Origin of the sequence: Lacinutrix sp., assembly GCF_023299985.1 — a bacterium.
Taxonomy (GTDB): domain Bacteria; phylum Bacteroidota; class Bacteroidia; order Flavobacteriales; family Flavobacteriaceae; genus Lacinutrix.
This window is the reverse complement of sequence record NZ_JALZVX010000121.1, coordinates 1-17751: the sequence shown is the minus strand read 5'-3', so window position 1 is coordinate 17751 and position 17751 is coordinate 1. Positions and strand designations below refer to the sequence as shown.

The 17751-nt window shown below is 30.5% G+C and carries 18 protein-coding genes and 1 pseudogene; 14 read left to right on the top strand and 5 right to left on the bottom strand.

Annotated features, from left to right (window positions below; all coding sequences use genetic code 11):
* Positions 1 to 233: pseudogene (locus Q0C58_RS06280) on the bottom strand (N-acetyltransferase); the annotation flags it as partial.
* An 86-nt stretch (positions 234 to 319) separates the two neighbouring features.
* On the bottom strand, positions 320 to 958 hold the full coding sequence (locus Q0C58_RS06275; protein WP_290698912.1) for a glutaredoxin domain-containing protein: 639 nt from the start codon (positions 956 to 958) through the stop codon (positions 320 to 322).
* Between the two features lie 88 nt (positions 959 to 1046).
* Between Q0C58_RS06275 and Q0C58_RS06270 the strand changes: the two genes are divergently transcribed.
* The 9 genes from Q0C58_RS06270 (at position 1047) to Q0C58_RS06230 (ending at position 6595) form a co-directional block, all read left to right on the top strand.
* Entirely contained in the window at positions 1047 to 1820 is a 774-nt protein-coding gene (locus Q0C58_RS06270) for a 3'-5' exonuclease (protein WP_290698910.1), read from the top strand.
* A 96-nt stretch (positions 1821 to 1916) separates the two neighbouring features.
* Entirely contained in the window at positions 1917 to 2528 is a 612-nt protein-coding gene (locus tag Q0C58_RS06265) for a fumarylacetoacetate hydrolase family protein (RefSeq protein ID WP_290698908.1), read from the top strand.
* Positions 2529 to 2870, top strand: a complete 342-nt coding sequence (locus Q0C58_RS06260; RefSeq protein ID WP_290698906.1) for an Hpt domain-containing protein — start codon at positions 2529 to 2531, stop codon at positions 2868 to 2870. It begins immediately after the preceding gene.
* Between the two features lie 12 nt (positions 2871 to 2882).
* Entirely contained in the window at positions 2883 to 4130 is a 1248-nt protein-coding gene (locus tag Q0C58_RS06255) for a CinA family nicotinamide mononucleotide deamidase-related protein (protein ID WP_290698904.1), read from the top strand.
* 79 nt (positions 4131 to 4209) lie between these two features.
* Positions 4210 to 4446: a 50S ribosomal protein L28 gene (gene rpmB, locus Q0C58_RS06250; protein ID WP_290698902.1), complete on the top strand. Its 237-nt coding sequence runs from the start codon at positions 4210 to 4212 to the stop codon at positions 4444 to 4446.
* A gap of 26 nt (positions 4447 to 4472) precedes the next feature.
* On the top strand, positions 4473 to 4655 hold the full coding sequence (rpmG, locus tag Q0C58_RS06245) for a 50S ribosomal protein L33 (protein ID WP_055435478.1): 183 nt from the start codon (positions 4473 to 4475) through the stop codon (positions 4653 to 4655).
* Positions 4656 to 4704: 49 nt separating this feature from the next.
* Positions 4705 to 4857 (top strand): DUF4295 domain-containing protein, encoded by a 153-nt coding sequence (locus Q0C58_RS06240; RefSeq protein ID WP_083477141.1) that lies wholly within the window; start codon positions 4705 to 4707, stop codon positions 4855 to 4857.
* A gap of 160 nt (positions 4858 to 5017) precedes the next feature.
* Positions 5018 to 5992, top strand: a complete 975-nt coding sequence (ftsY, locus tag Q0C58_RS06235) for a signal recognition particle-docking protein FtsY (protein WP_290698897.1) — start codon at positions 5018 to 5020, stop codon at positions 5990 to 5992.
* 12 nt (positions 5993 to 6004) lie between these two features.
* Positions 6005 to 6595, top strand: coding sequence for a hypothetical protein (locus Q0C58_RS06230; protein ID WP_290698896.1), 591 nt, complete (start codon positions 6005 to 6007; stop codon positions 6593 to 6595).
* A gap of 305 nt (positions 6596 to 6900) precedes the next feature.
* Here Q0C58_RS06230 and Q0C58_RS06225 read toward each other — a convergent pair whose 3' ends face one another.
* Positions 6901 to 7974: a serine hydrolase gene (locus Q0C58_RS06225; RefSeq protein WP_290698895.1), complete on the bottom strand. Its 1074-nt coding sequence runs from the start codon at positions 7972 to 7974 to the stop codon at positions 6901 to 6903.
* A gap of 100 nt (positions 7975 to 8074) precedes the next feature.
* On the opposite strand from Q0C58_RS06225, the gene Q0C58_RS06220 reads away from it, so the two are divergent.
* Together Q0C58_RS06220 and rimO are read left to right on the top strand one after the other, a co-directional pair.
* On the top strand, positions 8075 to 9727 hold the full coding sequence (locus Q0C58_RS06220; RefSeq protein WP_290698893.1) for an amidase family protein: 1653 nt from the start codon (positions 8075 to 8077) through the stop codon (positions 9725 to 9727).
* A 69-nt stretch (positions 9728 to 9796) separates the two neighbouring features.
* Positions 9797 to 11101 (top strand): 30S ribosomal protein S12 methylthiotransferase RimO, encoded by a 1305-nt coding sequence (rimO, locus tag Q0C58_RS06215; protein WP_290698891.1) that lies wholly within the window; start codon positions 9797 to 9799, stop codon positions 11099 to 11101.
* Positions 11102 to 11115: 14 nt separating this feature from the next.
* Here rimO and Q0C58_RS06210 read toward each other — a convergent pair whose 3' ends face one another.
* Entirely contained in the window at positions 11116 to 11463 is a 348-nt protein-coding gene (locus Q0C58_RS06210; RefSeq protein WP_290698889.1) for a hypothetical protein, read from the bottom strand.
* Positions 11464 to 11731: 268 nt separating this feature from the next.
* On the opposite strand from Q0C58_RS06210, the gene Q0C58_RS06205 reads away from it, so the two are divergent.
* Together Q0C58_RS06205 and ctlX are read left to right on the top strand one after the other, a co-directional pair.
* Positions 11732 to 12286 (top strand): thioredoxin family protein, encoded by a 555-nt coding sequence (locus Q0C58_RS06205; protein ID WP_290698887.1) that lies wholly within the window; start codon positions 11732 to 11734, stop codon positions 12284 to 12286.
* Positions 12287 to 12349: 63 nt separating this feature from the next.
* On the top strand, positions 12350 to 13285 hold the full coding sequence (ctlX, locus tag Q0C58_RS06200) for a citrulline utilization hydrolase CtlX (protein ID WP_290698885.1): 936 nt from the start codon (positions 12350 to 12352) through the stop codon (positions 13283 to 13285).
* Position 13286: 1 nt separating this feature from the next.
* Here the strand turns inward: ctlX and Q0C58_RS06195 are convergent, their stop codons facing one another.
* Positions 13287 to 15359 (bottom strand): tetratricopeptide repeat-containing sensor histidine kinase, encoded by a 2073-nt coding sequence (locus Q0C58_RS06195; protein ID WP_290698883.1) that lies wholly within the window; start codon positions 15357 to 15359, stop codon positions 13287 to 13289.
* Positions 15360 to 15800: 441 nt separating this feature from the next.
* On the opposite strand from Q0C58_RS06195, the gene argS reads away from it, so the two are divergent.
* Positions 15801 to 17594: an arginine--tRNA ligase gene (argS, locus tag Q0C58_RS06190; protein ID WP_290698881.1), complete on the top strand. Its 1794-nt coding sequence runs from the start codon at positions 15801 to 15803 to the stop codon at positions 17592 to 17594.
* Positions 17595 to 17751 lie beyond the last annotated feature (157 nt).

The following is a 17751-nucleotide window of genomic DNA, read 5'->3' as shown; positions in this document are numbered from 1 at the left end:
TCTTTATCAATAATTAAAAAAGGATAGCACAAACGGTTGTTTTTGTCCTTAATTGTTTTTGCGATATAGTTTTTTAAACCTTGTTCGTTATTTATGTTCGATCCCATAAATTCCCAAATTTCTCTATCGAATATTATGTCTTTAAGCTCTTCGTTTCTTACATCTGTAAAAGGAAGAAGTAGGACTCTGTCGTTTTCAAGTTGGATATTTGATTTTAGAATTTTTATTTTCATGTTTTAAAACTATTGTCAATGTTTTTATTCTCGATATTTCGAGATTAAACGAAGGTCGTCTATTTTTTTAGAATGTCAAGTCTACTTTAATTAAAAGCCTCACGCAAAGCACCAACAAAATCTTCAGTACTTTTTATGTTATTATACACTTTATCACCAACTTTTAAAACTGGAATTCTGTTTTCGAAACGGTTTTTTTTATCAGCTTTAAACTCTTTAATTATTTTAAGGTAGTTTGTGCTGTCTTTGTCTATTTTATATTCTGTGTAAGCAATTTTATTATTCTCAAGAATTCGTTTAGTATCTGGGCAAATAACACAGTCGTCTTTGGTAAAAAGCACCACTTTTTTATCTTTAATAGCTCTGTCTAATTTAAAATCTAAACCTTCATGGTCTTTATTAATGTCTAGAGTATAAGCAACTTCATTAACCACAAAAACAGAATTATAGTTGCCTTCGGTTTCTGCTAGTTGTATTAGCGTCATTAATTTAATCTTACTATTTGCAGCTATGTTTCTAATAATAGGTCTATTGCTACTGCGTCTATAGTCTTTAGTCTCTATTTTCATGAAAATATCATAAGAAATAGAATCTGTATTTGTTGCATAGAGTGTTAAACGTTTGCCTTTTTTTTCTTCAGAAAGTTTAACAAATTCATGGTCGTTTTGAGCAAAACTGTTTATTGTAAATAATAGGAAAGCTATTAAGGTAAGGTATGTCTTCATATTTATAATTGATATTAAAGTAAAAATAACATAATACATTTATATTTGCACAAACCGTACCATGTTTTGGTTCAAAATTAAAAATTAAATGCAATTAAATCTCACAAAACCTATTTGCTTTTTCGATTTAGAAACAACGGGAATTAATATTTCTAAAGATCGTGTTGTAGAAATTTCTATTTTAAAGGTGTTTCCAAACGGAAACAAAGAAAGTAAAACGTGGCTGGTAAATCCAGAAATGCCAATACCTCCAGAAGTATCGCTTATTCATGGAGTAACAGATGAGCGTGTGGCAAACGAACCAACTTTTAAAGATTTAGCTAAAGAAATAAGTTTAATGACTAAAGATTGTGATTTAGCAGGCTTTAACTCTAACCGTTTCGATATTCCATTATTAGCCGAAGAAATGCTGCGTGCAGATATGGATTTTGATATGAAAGGTCGCGTTGCTGTAGATGTGCAAACTATTTTTCATAAAATGGAAAAGCGAACACTTGGTGCAGCATACAAATTCTACTGCGATAAAAGTTTAGAAAATGCACATACTGCTGAAGCTGATACTCTTGCAACTTACGAGGTTTTAAAAGCACAATTAGACCGTTACGAGGATTTAGAAAATGACACCAAATATTTAGCAGAATTTAGTTCGCATAAAAAGTTTGCCGATTTTGCAGGCTTTATAAATTATAATGAAGATGGCGAAGAGTGTTTTTCTTTTGGGAAACATAAAAACAAAAAAGTACTAGACGTTTTAGAGAAAGAGCCAGGTTATTTTGGTTGGCTTTTAAATGCAGATTTTCCCTTATATACTAAAAAAGTGTTGACAGCTATTAAATTAAGGGCTTTTAATAATAAGATATAATTTCTCTGTCATTCCTGCGAAAGCAGGAATCCAATTTTAAAATGAGATAATATTAATAAGATTTCTGCTTACGCAGGAATGACAAATAAGTTGTCAATGAAACTAATCTGCATAGGAAGAAACTACACAGAGCATATTAAAGAGTTGGAAAACGAAAAGCCAACAGATCCTGTGGTGTTTTTAAAGCCAGACACAGCTATTTTATTAAAAAAACAACCGTTTTTTATTCCAGAATTTTCAAACGATGTGCATCATGAAGTTGAAGTTTTGGTAAAAATAAACCGAGTAGGAAAATATATAGATAAAAAATTTGCACACAAATATTATAACGAAATAGGATTAGGTATAGACTTTACTGCACGCGATTTACAAGCGCAATTAAAAGCAAAAGGCTTACCTTGGGAAAAGGCTAAAGCTTTTGATGGAGCAGCAGTAATTGGTGATTGGTTACCAAAAGCAGAATTTAAAGATTTAAATAATTTAGATTTTAGTTTAAAAAAGAATGATATACAAGTTCAACAAGGAAATACAAGCCTAATGTTGTGGAAAATTGATGAAATTATCGAATATGTGTCAAAATATTTTACTTTAAAGATTGGAGATATTATATTTACAGGAACTCCAGCTGGAGTTGGCAAGGTACTTACAAACGATAAGTTAAAAGGATTCATAGAAGATAAGCAGTTGTTTTCTATAACAGTAAAATAAATGGAAGTAAACTATAAATTACACAGATTAAGAGAATTAGCAGATAATGACGAGGAATTTATCTTGGCTTTAGCAGAAACTTTTTTGGAAGAAGTACCTGCAGATGCTATAGTTTTAAAACAAGCCGTAGAGAGTGGTAATTTTCTTCAAACCTACCAAACTGCACATAAAATGAAACCCACAATCGATGTTTTCGAATTAGGTGTACTCGATAAATTAATTGAAATTCAAAATTGGGGAAAGTTTGAAAAAACAGGAGATGATGTTTCTGCTCAACTAGCAGTCGTTTTAAAAGCTATAGATAATGCTTCAAGCGAAATCAAGTCTGATTTTAATTTATAACGTATTAAAAATATGCAAGCCGAAATTATTACCATTGGAGACGAAATTCTCATTGGTCAAATTGTAGACACTAACTCGGCGTTTATTGGTAAAGCACTTAATAGTATAGGTGTATCTGTTTACCAAATAACTTCAATACAAGACGATAAGCAACATATCTTAAAAGCTTTGGCAGAAGCCGAGGCTAATGCAGATATTATTATTGTTACAGGTGGTTTAGGTCCAACAAAAGACGATATTACAAAACATACCATTTGCGATTATTTTAACGATACTTTAGTTAGAGACGCATCTGTTACAGAGAATATAAAACGCTTATGGAGAGACTATGTTAAAAAGCCAATTCAGCAAGTAAATTTAGATCAAGCGTTTATACCATCTAAAGCAAAAGTGCTAATGAACTTAGTTGGTAGTGCTCCAGGTATGTGGATTGAAAAAGACAATAAAGTTTTTGTGTCAATGCCAGGAGTGCCTTTTGAAATGAAAGCATTAATGCAGGAACAAGTACTTCCTAAGTTAAAAATAAAATACAAAAGGCCATTTATAATGCACAAAACACTTCTTACTTATGGTATGGGAGAAAGCATGATAGCTGCAAAAATTGAAGATTGGGAAGATAACTTACCAAAACATATAAAATTAGCATACTTGCCTAATTTAGGAAAAGTAAGACTAAGACTTTCGGGAAAAGGATTCGATGAGCAACTTTTAAACACCGAAATAGAAAACCAAATTAAAATCGTTTTACCTTTAATAGAAGACGTGTTTACAGGATTTGAAGACGATGGAGATTTAGAAGTTTTAATAGCAAGAGAGCTTACAAGATTAAATAAAACATTGTCCTTAGCAGAAAGTTGTACAGGTGGAAAGTTAACTCAAACATTTACACAACATCCAGGAGCATCGTCTTATTTTAAAGGCGGAACAGTAACCTATGCAACACAAACTAAAACAGATATTTTAAATGTTTTAGAATCTATAATCAATGACTATTCTGTAGTTAGTGCAGAAGTTGCAGAAGCAATGGCCATACAATGTAGAAAATTATACAAATCTGACTATGCAATTTCTACAACAGGAAATGCAGGACCAGATAAAGGAGATGCAGATGCAGAAATAGGTACAGTTTATATAGCAATTGCTAGCGAAAACCATGTGTTTTCTCAAAAATTTGAACTCGGAAATAACCGAACAAGAGTAATAATCAAGGCCGTAAATAAAGCATTAGAACTGTTTAAAAAAGAAATTTTTAAAAATTGATAAAAAAACAGATTGTCAATACTAAAAAAATTACTATATTTGCACCTCGAATTTTAATAACAATTTAAAGTTATAAGTAATGTCAAGAGTTTGTGAACTTACAGGAAAGAAAGCAATGGTTGGAAACAACGTATCGCATGCAAAGAATAGGACTAAACGTACATTTGATGCAAATTTAATCAAAAAACGTTTTTTTATACCTGGAGAAGATAAGTGGGTAACTTTAAAAGTTTCTACTTCTGCTTTAAAAACAATCAACAAGATTGGTATAGAAGCAATGTTAAAAGAAGCAAAAGCTAAAGGGTTTTATAAATAATAGCCAAGCTATAAAGTAATAAGAAAATGGCAAAAAGAGGAAACAGAGTACAAGTAATATTAGAGTGCACAGAGCACAAAGAATCTGGACAACCAGGAACTTCTCGTTATATTACAACTAAGAATAAAAAGAACACACCAGATAGAATGGAAATTAAGAAATTTAATCCAATCTTGAAGAAAATGACTGTTCATAAAGAAATTAAATAATTAGATATTTTACTTAAGTAAAATGTCAAATAACACATTATAGAGCAACATGGCAAAGAAAACCGTAGCGTCTTTACAGACATCGTCAAAAAGATTATCTAAAGCAATCAGAATGGAAAAGTCTCCAAAAACAGGAGCTTACATGTTTGTTGAAAAAATTATGGCACCAGATTTAGTAAACGATTTTTTAAACAAGAAATAAGTAATACTAATTTTACAATATTTTAAAGCTGCTTTCTTTTAGAAAGTGGCTTTTGTTTTATATTTACATTTCATTATAATGACAATGTAGCAGTCTTATATAAAAAGGCTTAACTATTGTTATTATATTATTGAACAACATAACAATAAGGAAACAACACATGAGTTTTTTTAAAAAAATATTCTCTTCAGAAAAAAAGGAAACTTTAGACAAAGGTTTAGAGAAAACAAGTACTAGCTTTTTAGGTAAACTAAGTAAAGCAGTTGCAGGAAAGTCTAAGGTAGATGAAGATGTCTTAGATAACCTTGAAGAGGTTTTAGTGTCTAGTGACGTTGGTGTAAATACTACGCTTAAGGTAATTACGCGAATAGAAGAACGTGTTGCTAAGGATAAGTACTTAGGAACGGATGAATTAAATAAAATCCTTCGCGAAGAAATAGCAAACTTATTAAGCGAAACGAATTCAGGAGAAGACACAGAATATACTATTCCTGAATTACCAAAACAAGAGAACGGAACAAAAACACCTTACGTATTAATGGTCGTTGGTGTTAATGGTGTTGGTAAAACAACAACTATTGGTAAGCTAGCATACCAATTTAAAAAGCAAGGGTTAAATGTAGTTTTAGGTGCAGCAGATACCTTTAGAGCAGCAGCTATAGAACAATTACAAGTTTGGGCAGATAGAGTAGATGTGTCAATGGTAAGACAAGATATGGGAAGTGATCCTGCAAGTGTTGCTTTCGATGCTTTAGAATCTGGAGTTAAACAAGATGCAGATGTTATTATTATAGATACTGCTGGACGTTTGCATAATAAAGTTAATTTAATGAATGAGTTAACTAAAGTAAAGCGTGTTATGCAAAAAGTAATTGGAGATGCACCACACGATGTTTTATTAGTTTTAGATGGCTCAACTGGGCAAAATGCATTCGAGCAAGCAAAACAGTTTACAGCAGCAACAGAAGTTACTTCGCTTGCAGTTACTAAATTAGATGGAACTGCAAAAGGTGGTGTTGTTATTGGTATTAGCGATCAATTTAAAATTCCAGTAAAATATATTGGTGTTGGTGAAGGTATTGAAGACCTACAGGTTTTTAATAAACATGAGTTTGTGGATTCTTTCTTTAAGTAGTAAGTTGTTTTAATGAAAATTAAACTATTTACAGTTATTCTATTATTTATCTTTTCGATCTCTTTCGGACAGACGAATTGGACACGTGGTAAATTGGTTTTAAAAAATGGAGAGACTTTAAAAGGGCTAATGAAAATAACAACAGGCTTAGGATCTTCAAAGCTTCATTTTAAAAAAGATAGAAAATCTAAAAAGCAAAAATTTGGAAGTGATACGGTTAATAAGGTTTTCTTTTATACTACTAATCCAAACGTTGGCTTCTATGAGTATGTTTCAATAGGACTAAAAAAGAAACTACTTAAAATAATTATAAATGAAAAAGTAAAATTATACGTCAGTACAATATCTACAAATAGGGTGTATAATAATGGGAATATTTCTAGTTCTGATGAAACAAAAAACCATAAAATTTATTACCTCATTAGAAAAGGAGAAGAAAGAGCTACGTATATAGATGCAAACTATCAATCAGAGTTCACACGGAATAGTGAAATAAAAACATTTAAAAATATTCTTATCAAATATTTTTCTGATTGTAATACAGTGGTCGATTATATTGAAAGTGATATTTATCAAGAATTTGATTTTACTGCAAATAGTTGATGATTATAATATTCTTTGCGAATAATATAGAATAATTATTATCAGCCATACAATTTTAACATGGTCTTACTAATCAAAATTTCAAAAAACTTATTCAGCACTTTCGTCTATAAAAATATCCAAACAATTGGAGAATGTTAAAATTTTCATATAAAATAGAAAGTAATCCTGTTTAAATTATTTTAAAGATAACTACCAAATTGATAAGTCTATATTTAGAGTAATGTTTAATGATGTAATTGCTATCAATAACCTTATTGTATTTAGTTTAGTACAAAAAAAATAGTAGCATTTGAAGAGTGCAATTAATTAATTAATAAATTAATTTTCTCCCATAAATCATTATCAAAAGATGATAATGCAAAGTTTTCATCACTAGCAGCTTCTCCCATTCTTATAATAACTAAATTTCTACTAGGAACAACATATATTTTTTGATCGTTTTTTCCTAAAGCACAATACATATCGTTTGGAGCATTCGGTATTAATTCACCTTGAAACTCAAATTGACTTTGTGGTAAATGATATGTTGACTTTCCATTTAACCACCACAAGTAACCATAAGCATCATTAATACTCTGTGATGTATTTGTGGCTTCATTTAAAAAAATTTCAGATATTATTTGTGTTTCTTCCCATTTTCCATTTGTAGATGCAAGTAATCCAAAGCGTGCCATACTTCGAGTTGTACTCCAATATATATTTGTGTTTCCAAACGGAACCCAAGCACCAGACATACCTATTCTGTTTTTTAAATTGGTATTAAAATAGTTGGTCCAAGTTTGATTGCTTGCTGAAGAAACAATGTCATGTAATTTTAAAAACACATCATGATAAGCCCAACGTTCTCCTGCATCTGAGTTGTATAGTAGGTCTTCTGCAGAAATACCATCACCTAAAGCATCATCTAATCCAGAAGTCATTGATAACAGACTTTTACACGTTATTAAATTTTCTTTTTCTAGTGGAATACTTGTCCAACCAGTACCGATATAATCTGAAACCTTATTATTAATGTTTATTAAATTTTCATCTTGTGCAATTCCTACAATTGTAGAGGTTAATGTTTTTCCAGCACTAGCCCAATACCAAGGTGTATTTGCATCATGACTATTAAAGTAGTTTTCTATTACTATTTTACCATTATGTAGTACTATAAAGCTTTTTGTGTTTTTTTCGTCTAAAAAATTTAAAAGTGATTGTAGCTCGATTTCATTCCAATTTAAATCACTTATTGACTTAGTTTCCCAATCTTCACTATTGATAGGAGGAAAGTACAAAGATGAATCTTCAGGAATGATTTGTGTTGGATCATCAGTATTTTCCGAAGAACAATTCAAAAAAATAAAAGCAATCAACAATAAAAATTTTGTTTTCATATATGTTTTAAATATTAATTATGACTTAAAAAATCCGAAATGGTTTAAAAAGAAGTGTAATTAAATTCAGTTTTGTACATTTAATATCAAATTATAATTCATGAAAAAATATATTATACACTTAATAATTATACTAGTGGTTTTAAGTAGTTGTAAAAATAACAAACAATCTAATAGTAATGAAATAGTTAAAGAATCTGAAACAGATTTAAGCGCAATAGAAACCAAAGACTTTAGAGATTTTAAGGTGTTAGATTCTAAATACCTAAAAAACAATGTTATTTGGAGTGATTTAAACAAGTCTCTTGAAGATTTTGAACAAGAAGATTATGAAGCTTTAAAACCATTAATTTTAGAACAAGAAATTGCTAGACTTCAAAAACATATTATCAGTGGAAAGCTTACTTATTTAAAGCTTACTAAATTTTATTTATTTAGAATTAGAAAATATGACAGAGAAAATAAATTGTCATTAAATTCTGTAATAGCAATCAATCCAAATGTAATTGAAGAAGCAAAAAGTAAAGACCAAGAGTTTTTAAATAAAAAACTAAAGCATCCTGTTTTTGGTATGCCAATTCTTTTAAAAGATAATATTAACGCTTCTGGAATGCCTACTACAGCTGGTGCAATTGCATTAGCTAATAATGTAACAGATGATGCTTTTGTTGTAAAGAAGTTAAAAGAAAGTGGTGCAATAATTTTAGGAAAGGCAAACCTAAGTGAATGGGCTTATTTCTTTTGTGGTGAATGCCCAAGTGGTTACAGTGCAGTTGGCGGACAAACATTAAACCCTTATGGAAGACGTGTAATAGATACTGGCGGATCAAGTTCAGGAAGTGGTGTTTCAGTCGCTGCTAATTTTTGTGTTGCTGCAGTTGGAAGTGAAACTGCTGGCTCAATATTATCTCCAGCAAGTCAAAACTCTGTTGTTGGTTTAAAGCCAACAATTGGCTTATTAAGTCGTAGTGGTATTATTCCTATTTCTTCAACTTTAGATACTTCGGGTCCAATAACTAAAAACGTAACAGATAATGCTATAATGCTAGATGCCATGTTTGGTAATGATATTAGAGATAATAAATCAATAGTTACCAAATGGTCTAATAATTATTATAAGATTAATTTTAATAATTCAAATTTAAAAGGAAAACGTTTTGGTGCTTACAAGCGTCTTTTAGAAGATTCATTATATGTAAATGCTATTAAAGTATTAAAAGAAAAAGGAGCAATTATAGTTGAAATTGAAGAGCCAAAAGTGGAATTGCCAGATTTTGTAAGGTTATTAAATCTTGATATGCAGGAAGATTTACCTAAATATTTATCAGATTTTGCAAATTCTAATATTACTTTTAAATCTGTTGAAGATATTATTAATTATAACAATCAAGATTCTCTATTGCGCTCACCTTATGGTCAAGCTTTGTTTAAAGGTGTCGCTGAAGACAAAAGTTCTGTTGAAGAGTTTTCAAAAATTAAAACTAAGCTTAAAAAAAATGGAGAACAGTTTTTTAATATTCCAATGAAGGCCAATAATCTTGATGGCTTTTTATCCATAAATAATTATCACGCTGCTTCTGCTGCAGTAGCCGAATATCCAGCAATGACTGTTCCAATGGGTTATACAAGTGTTGGAGAGCCAAAAGGCATTACATTTATTGCATCTCCACTAAAAGAATTAGATATTTTAAATTGGGCTTATATTTATGAGCAAGCATCTAAAGCACGCATTGCACCTTCAAATTATAATTAATATATAAATAGAAATTCAGCGACTGTCAATCTCCAATCATTACGTATCTTTGCAGTCCAAAATTGAGATATGCGTACAAAGTCACTTAAAAAGAACAGAATCAACGTGATAACACTAGGTTGTAGTAAAAATGTTTACGACAGCGAGGTGTTAATGGGACAACTAAAAGCTAGTGGTAAAGATGTTGTACATGAAGAGGAAGGGAATATTGTTGTGATTAATACTTGTGGTTTTATTAATAATGCCAAAGAGGAAAGTGTGAACACCATTTTGGAATACATGCAGAAAAAAGAAGATGGTGATGTAGACAAAGTATTTGTTACAGGATGTCTTTCTGAAAGGTATAAACCAGACTTACAAGAGCAAATACCTAATGTCGATCAATATTTTGGAACAACAGAATTACCAGGCTTATTAAAAGCTCTAGGTGCAGATTATAAACATGAATTAATAGGAGAACGTTTAACAACAACACCTAAAAATTATGCTTATTTAAAGATTGCTGAAGGTTGCGATAGACCATGTAGTTTTTGTGCAATACCATTAATGCGTGGAAAACATAAAAGTAAACCAATTGAGCATTTAGTTATTGAAGCAGAAAAATTAGCAGCAAATGGTGTTAAAGAATTGGTGCTTATTGCTCAAGATTTAACATACTACGGATTAGATTTATATAAGAAGCGTAATCTAGCAGAATTACTTGAAAACCTTGTTAAAGTAGAAGGTATAGAATGGATACGTTTACATTATGCATTTCCAACAGGTTTTCCTATGGATGTGCTTGATGTTATGAATAAAGAACCAAAGGTTTGTAACTATTTAGATATTCCATTACAACACATAAACGACGAACTTTTAAAAAGTATGCGTCGTGGTACTACCCATGAAAAAACGACTAAACTATTAAAAGAGTTTAGAGCGAAAGTGCCAGAAATGACAATTCGTACCACTTTAATTGTTGGTTATCCAGGAGAAACACAAGAGCATTTTGAAGAGCTTAGAGAATGGGTTCGCGAGATGCGTTTCGAGCGTTTAGGTTGTTTTACATATTCTCACGAAGAAAACACACATGCTTTTAATTTGGTGGACGATGTGCCTCAAGACGTAAAGCAAGATCGTGCTAACGAAATTATGGAGATTCAGTCTCAAATTTCTTGGGAACTTAATCAAGAAAAAATAGGACAGGTTTTTAAAGTAGTTATCGATAGAAAAGAAGGTGAGTACTTTGTTGGTAGAACAGAGTTTGACTCTCCAGATGTAGATAACGAAGTGTTAATAAATGCAACGACTACGTATTTAAAAACAGGCGAGTTTGCAACAGTAAAAGTTACTGAAGCTGCAGATTTCGATTTGTTTGCTGAAGTTGTTAAATAAGCTAAGACTCCTTTTTATAATTCAGCTAAAGCATTATAGGCATCCATACTAGAAAAGTTAACTTCACTGTGAAACACATTGTATTCTAAAACTTCAACTAGTTTTATAAGCTTATCAAAATCTTTTTGCTTATAAACATGCTTTAGGTTATCGTGAACCTTAAAGTACATTTGTGACGTGTTGGTTGCAGAATCATTTCCGTAGAAAAACAAAATTTCATTTTTCTTAGGTTTAAAAAATGCATAATCTGCATTAATATCTCCTTCTTTTAGATAATAAATTTTAAGATTTATTTTTTCAGCTCCAACATCATTTTGAATATTTAATTCTGTTGGATGTAGTTTGTAACGTGTGACTTTCAATGAGTTACTGTCGCTGTTTTGAGCAGAAAGAATTGTCGTACAGTAAAGACATAGGAGTATAAGGGTATACTTCATGTTTAAGGGATATTTTAAGGGTTGCTATTAATCTCTACTAATTAACTAAATATTTATCACATAATCTAATAAATATGCATTTAATAGGTAAAAAAGCTGTTAAATTTGTTTTTTTGGTTTTTTATGCGGTTTTATTGTTGTTTAACGTTAAATTTTTGTATAGTTTTAAATTCAATATTAAAAGCAGATAATCATGGCACTAACAGAATCTAATAGTTTCGAAAACGGAACACTTGCACCAGAGTTTTCACTTCAAGACGTTGTTACTGGAAAAACAATAAACTTGCAAGATCTTAAAGGAGATAAAGGAACTGTTGTTATGTTTATATGTAACCATTGTCCGTTTGTAGTTCATGTAAATATGCAACTGGTTAAAGTGGCTAACACTTACTTAAATAAAGGTATTGGCTTTGTAGCAATTAGTAGTAACGATATTAATAATTACCCACAAGATAGACCAGAATTAATGAAGCAGGTTGCTACAAATTTAAAGTATCCTTTTCCTTATTTGTTTGATGCAACTCAAGAAGTAGCCAAAGCTTATGATGCTGCATGTACTCCAGATTTTTATGTTTTTAATGCAGATTTGAAAGCTACTTATCATGGACAGTTGGATAGCTCTAGACCTGGAAACGGCATTCCAGTTTCTGGTGATGCACTAAGAAAAGCTATTGATGCAGTTTTAAATAATGAAGCACCTTTAGAAAACCAAAAGCCAAGTATTGGTTGTAATATTAAGTGGAAGTAATTTAACTATTTTGATAGATTAATATTTTCTATTTTTACATTTCAGAACAATACACAATACACAATGCAACAAACTACAAATACTATTTTAATGATTCGTCCAATCGGTTTTAGAATGAACGAGCAAACAGCTGTAAATAACTATTATCAAAAAGTACTAGATAATACATTACCAGAAACGGTAAACACAAAAGCGCAGCAAGAATTTGATGTTTATGTAGATAAATTAAGAGCAGTAGGAATAAATGTAATTGTTGTACAAGACACAAAAGAATTTGATACACCAGATTCAATTTTTCCAAACAATTGGATCTCTTTTCATGAGAATGGCACTGTAGGTTTGTATCCTATGTTTGCAGAAAATAGAAGACAAGAAAGAAGAGAAGATGTTTTAAACGTTTTAGAAAACGAAGGTTTTAAAATAAACAACATAGTAGATTATACAACTGCAGAAGAAGAGGATGTGTTTTTAGAAGGTACAGGAAGTTTACTTTTAGATAGAGTTAATAGAAAAGCTTATTGTGCATTATCTCCACGAGCAGACGAAACATTGTTTATCGAGTTTTGCGAAGATTTTGAATACACTCCAGTTGTTTTTACAGCAAACCAAACTGTAAATGGTAAACGAGAAGCTATTTACCATACAAATGTAATGATGTGTTTGGCAGAAACCTTTGCAGTTATTTGTTTGGATACTATAGATGATAAAAAAGAACGTAAAAACGTTATCAAGAATCTTATAGAGGATGGTAAGGAAATAATAAAAATTACCGAAGCGCAAGTCAATAATTTTGCTGGTAACATGTTACAAGTAAAAGGTAAAGATGATAAGTTGTATGTAATAATGAGTCAAGCGGCTTACAATTCGTTAACTCAATCTCAAATTAATACAATAGAAAAACATTGTGAGATATTATCTAGTTCTTTAGATACTATTGAGGCTTGTGGTGGTGGGAGCGCACGCTGTATGATGGCTGAGGTGTTTCTACCAAAGGCTTAGTTCAAGCGTTTACAGGGTTTTCAACTCTAGTTTTAGGTAGTTCTACAAAAAAGGTGCTGCCTACATTAAGTTCGCTATCTACCCAAATACGACCTTGATTTAGTTCTACCAATTCTCTACAAATTGTTAAGCCTAAACCTGTGCCTTTTTCGTTTCCTGTACCTACTGTACTAAACGTAGTACTACCAAATAATTTATGTTGGTTTTCTACAGTGATACCAACACCAGAATCTGCTACGTTAATTACTGCATTACCATTACTAATTCTGTTAGATATTGTTATAGTATCTCCTTTTTTACAAAATTTAACAGCATTTGCTAATAGGTTTTGGATAATAATTTCTAACATACTTCTATCTGCATAAACAAAATCCTTTAGAGTTTTATCGATTAATGCAATACCTTTAATTTGCATTTTTTGCTCTACTAGTTTAATTTTTTCGTGAAATACTTCCTGTACATTAAATAAGGACGGTTTTGGCTCTAAAGACTGCATTTGTGACTTAGACCAGTTTAATAAGTTAAAGAGTAAAAGCGATGCGTTGTTAGCATTTTCACTTAGTTCTGGTAATAAGGTATGAAACTCTTCTTGAGATAATTGACCATCTTTAAGTAAATCTATAAAGCCTTTTGTAGATGTTAACGAATCTTTTAAATCGTGAGAAACAATAGAAAACAACTTGTCTTTAACATTGTTAATGCTTTCTAGGTGTTTTGTTTGCTCTAAAATAGCTTCGTTTTGCAACTCTATTTTTTGGTTTTTGTCTTCTAATTCTTTCGTGTATTTTGCTCCGTTTTTACGTTTTAAATAAAATAAAACAAAGAATACTAGTACTACTGCAAAAGCAGCTAATACAGCATAGAAAATAAGTTTTAAGCGATCTAGTTTCTCTTTGCTTTCAATATTGTCAACAGGAACAATTATAGTATCGTTAATTATAGGTAATGGTTCCGTTTCAGCATTATTAATATGTTCTATTTCAAAAGCAAGCGCATTATCTTTTAGTTTTTGAGCATCAAGACTTGTTCTTATTTTGTAGTATTCTCTTTGCCAACCAAAGGCGCTTTCAAAATTACCTTTAGTCGAATCTATGGTTTTCATTAGCTTATAGTTTTTTAATAACTCAAGCTTATCATCGTTTTGTCTTCCTAAATTTGCTGCTTCTAGTAATTGTTTTTCAGCAGTTTTATAATTCTTCTTAATTAAATTTATTTCGGCAAGACTATTTAAAGATTTTAATATTCCATTGTCGTTCTTTAATTTTCTATTTAGCTTTATACCTTCAACTAAATAGTCTGCAGCAGTTTTTAAGTCTTTAGTTTTTATATAAGCTCCACCTAAATCTGGAAAAATATTTGCTTTTAGTTCTTGGTTGTCGTTTTCAATGTAATTAAGTGCATTTTCATAATAGCGTATCGTTCTTTTATAGTCGTTTCTTTCAAGGCATAATTGTGCTAAATTTATATTACTTTCAACTATGCCATTAACATCATTAATACGTTCTTGAGTTTCTAAGCTTTTTAAATTATAATCTATAGCTTTCTCAACAACACCAGTTTTTTGGTATGCTTTTGCTAAACTTCTGTAAGCAATTGCTAAATCGTCAAAAAGTTCTCTTTTCTCTAATTCGGCTATGCCTTCATGAGCATATTTTAAGCCTTGTTTGTAATTACCACGTTTTATTTCTATTACGCTTAACTGGTTTTTAACTTTAGCTATAGAAAGTGAATCTTTTAGAGTAGAAAAGAGATTTTTTGCTTTATCGAATTGAGTTGATGCATTAATATAATCCTCTTTTTTATTATAAATTAATCCTTTATAATAGGTAATGTCTGCAATGCCTTTTTGGTAGTTTAAATTTTCAGATAGTGTCTCTGCTCCTTTGATGTATTTTAAGGCGCTTTCGTATTCTCCAGTAGAGTAAAGAATGTTTATAATTTTTAAAGATGTTTTAACTTTTGTAGTATCAGGATTCTGAAAAGTTAATTCAATACGCAATGTTTCTAGTGCTTCATCTTGCGAAAAAACAGTTAAGGAGATAAGAAAACAAAAAAGAACAATCAGTCTTTTCATAAATAATTATTGCAAGGGAGCAATAGGAAATTAAAGATTTTTATAAATTTGTAGATTTTTTATTACAAAATATAAAAATAAATTAATTCAATATTTTAAGTTTATAATTGGTATGTAGCATATCAAAAGTTAGAAAAAGCTAGCTATTATACTAATTTATAGGTTTTAATGTCAATATATTAGATGAAGTGAGAATGATAAATTACTACAGTGTTATTTGTCGGTAAACAAGAAAACTAATACAAAAATATTCGGTTTTTTGATGGAATACATAGTGTCATTTCTCACCATCTAAAACTTATTAAACAGATACAATTTTATAAGTTTTAGATGTAAAAATAAGATTAACTTTCTGTATTAATCAAAATAGATAAAACAAGAGATAATAATTAAATTAAGGCAATAAATGCTATATTTGTCGCTCTAAAATCAGCACTATAAATGAGTCTTCAATTAACATTAACGCAAGCAGTAAAACAAGCTTTTAACACAGTCTATAAAGCCAATTTAGAAACTGTAGAATTTCAAGCTACACGCAAAGAGTTTGCTGGAGATATTACAATAGTTGTGTTTCCAATGTTACGCGTTGTAAAAGGAAATCCAGTGCAAATAGGTGAAGCTATTGGTGCGTTTTTAGTAGAGAATGTTGAAGAAGTTAAAGCTTTTAATGTTGTAAAAGGTTTTTTAAATGTTGAAATAAACGATGCGCATTACATCACTTTCTTTAACTCTGTAAAAGCGGAAGACCAATTTGGTTTAAAGACGCCAAAACCTGAAGAGAATTCTGTAATGGTAGAATATTCTTCGCCAAACACTAATAAACCTTTGCACTTAGGACATATACGTAATAATCTTTTGGGTTATAGTGTTGCAGAAATTGTTAAAGCATCTGGTAAAAAAGTTTATAAGACACAGATAATTAACGATCGTGGTATTCATATTTGTAAAAGTATGTTGGCTTGGCAGCGTTATGGTAATAGTGAAACTCCAGAATCTACAGGTTTAAAAGGTGATAAATTAGTTGGTAACTACTATGTTAAATTCGACCAAGAATACAAAAAAGAAATTGCAGTATTAATAGCAGAAGGTAAAACAGAAGACGAAGCAAAAAAACAAGCACCTATTTTAATTGAAGCTCAACAAATGCTTCAAAAATGGGAAGCAGGAGATAAAGAAGTAGTAGCACTTTGGAAAACCATGAACCAATGGGTTTATGCTGGTTTTGATGTTACTTATAAAAATCTTGGTGTTGATTTCGATACCCTATATTATGAAAGTGAAACCTATTTATTAGGAAAAGAGTTTGTAGACGAAGGTTTAAAAACTGGTGTTTTCTTTAAAAAAGAAGACGGTTCTGTTTGGTGCGATTTAACCGATGATGGTTTAGACGAAAAAATAGTGCTTCGTAGCGATGGTACAGCAGTTTACATGACTCAAGATATTGGCACAGCAATACAACGTATAAAAGATTTTCCAGATGTTGGAGGTATGGTTTATACAGTAGGAAACGAGCAAGATTACCATTTTCAAGTGTTATTTTTAATACTGAAAAAATTAGGATTCGATTGGGCAAAAAACCTATTTCATTTAAGTTATGGAATGGTAGATTTACCTAGCGGAAAAATGAAAAGTAGAGAAGGTACTGTTGTTGATGCAGACGATTTAATTGCAGACATGACAACTACAGCACAAGAAATATCTGAAGAGTTAGGAAAGCTTGATGTTTATAACGACCAAGAAAAGAGCGAACTTTATAAAACTATTGGTTTAGGTGCATTAAAATATTATATATTAAAAGTAGATCCTAAAAAACGTATTCTTTTCGATCCTAAAGAGTCTATAGATTTTCAAGGTAATACAGGACCATTTATACAATATACTTACGCTAGAATACAATCTATACTGCGCAAAGCAGAAAAGAGTTCTAATGTTTCTTTAAATGCAGTAGATAACTCTATAGTGCTTCACGAAAAAGAAAAAACATTATTAAAACAATTACAGTTGTTTCCTGAAGTTATTCAAAATGCAGCAGATAACCACAGTCCTGCATTAATTGCTAATTATACTTACGATTTGGTAAAAGACTATAATTCATTTTTTCAAAACTTGCCAATTGTAATGGGTAACGACGATGAAAACTCAATAGCCTTTAGAGTGCAATTATCCAAGTCTGTTGGTAATACTATTAAAAATGCATTTAAGTTATTGGGTATTGCAGTTCCTGAGCGTATGTAATACTATTTATACAAAATATTAAATCCCAAAACTAAATTTTAGTTTTGGGATTTTTGAGTTGTCTTGTCCTGAAATATGGCTACAGGTTAAAATTGATTTTTAGGCTGATAATTGATATACCATATTTGGTGTTTTATAGTCTAAAGATAAATGTAAT

Bases quoted from the DNA above. Each gene is read 5' to 3' on its own strand.
- Q0C58_RS06230 (WP_290698896.1), top strand. From the start codon at position 6,005: ATGAAAATTAAACTATTTACAGTTATTCTATTATTTATCTTTTCGATC.
- argS (WP_290698881.1), top strand. From the start codon at position 15,801: ATGAGTCTTCAATTAACATTAACGCAAGCAGTAAAACAAGCTTTTAAC.
- rpmG (WP_055435478.1), top strand. From the start codon at position 4,473: ATGGCAAAAAGAGGAAACAGAGTACAAGTAATATTAGAGTGCACAGAG.
- Q0C58_RS06275 (WP_290698912.1), bottom strand. From the start codon at position 958: ATGAAGACATACCTTACCTTAATAGCTTTCCTATTATTTACAATAAAC.
- Q0C58_RS06265 (WP_290698908.1), top strand. From the start codon at position 1,917: ATGAAACTAATCTGCATAGGAAGAAACTACACAGAGCATATTAAAGAG.
- Q0C58_RS06260 (WP_290698906.1), top strand. From the start codon at position 2,529: ATGGAAGTAAACTATAAATTACACAGATTAAGAGAATTAGCAGATAAT.
- Q0C58_RS06220 (WP_290698893.1), top strand. From the start codon at position 8,075: ATGAAAAAATATATTATACACTTAATAATTATACTAGTGGTTTTAAGT.
- rimO (WP_290698891.1), top strand. From the start codon at position 9,797: ATGCGTACAAAGTCACTTAAAAAGAACAGAATCAACGTGATAACACTA.
- Q0C58_RS06195 (WP_290698883.1), bottom strand. From the start codon at position 15,359: ATGAAAAGACTGATTGTTCTTTTTTGTTTTCTTATCTCCTTAACTGTT.
- ctlX (WP_290698885.1), top strand. From the start codon at position 12,350: ATGCAACAAACTACAAATACTATTTTAATGATTCGTCCAATCGGTTTT.
- Q0C58_RS06270 (WP_290698910.1), top strand. From the start codon at position 1,047: ATGCAATTAAATCTCACAAAACCTATTTGCTTTTTCGATTTAGAAACA.
- rpmB (WP_290698902.1), top strand. From the start codon at position 4,210: ATGTCAAGAGTTTGTGAACTTACAGGAAAGAAAGCAATGGTTGGAAAC.
- ftsY (WP_290698897.1), top strand. From the start codon at position 5,018: ATGAGTTTTTTTAAAAAAATATTCTCTTCAGAAAAAAAGGAAACTTTA.
- Q0C58_RS06225 (WP_290698895.1), bottom strand. From the start codon at position 7,974: ATGAAAACAAAATTTTTATTGTTGATTGCTTTTATTTTTTTGAATTGT.
- Q0C58_RS06240 (WP_083477141.1), top strand. From the start codon at position 4,705: ATGGCAAAGAAAACCGTAGCGTCTTTACAGACATCGTCAAAAAGATTA.
- Q0C58_RS06255 (WP_290698904.1), top strand. From the start codon at position 2,883: ATGCAAGCCGAAATTATTACCATTGGAGACGAAATTCTCATTGGTCAA.
- Q0C58_RS06205 (WP_290698887.1), top strand. From the start codon at position 11,732: ATGGCACTAACAGAATCTAATAGTTTCGAAAACGGAACACTTGCACCA.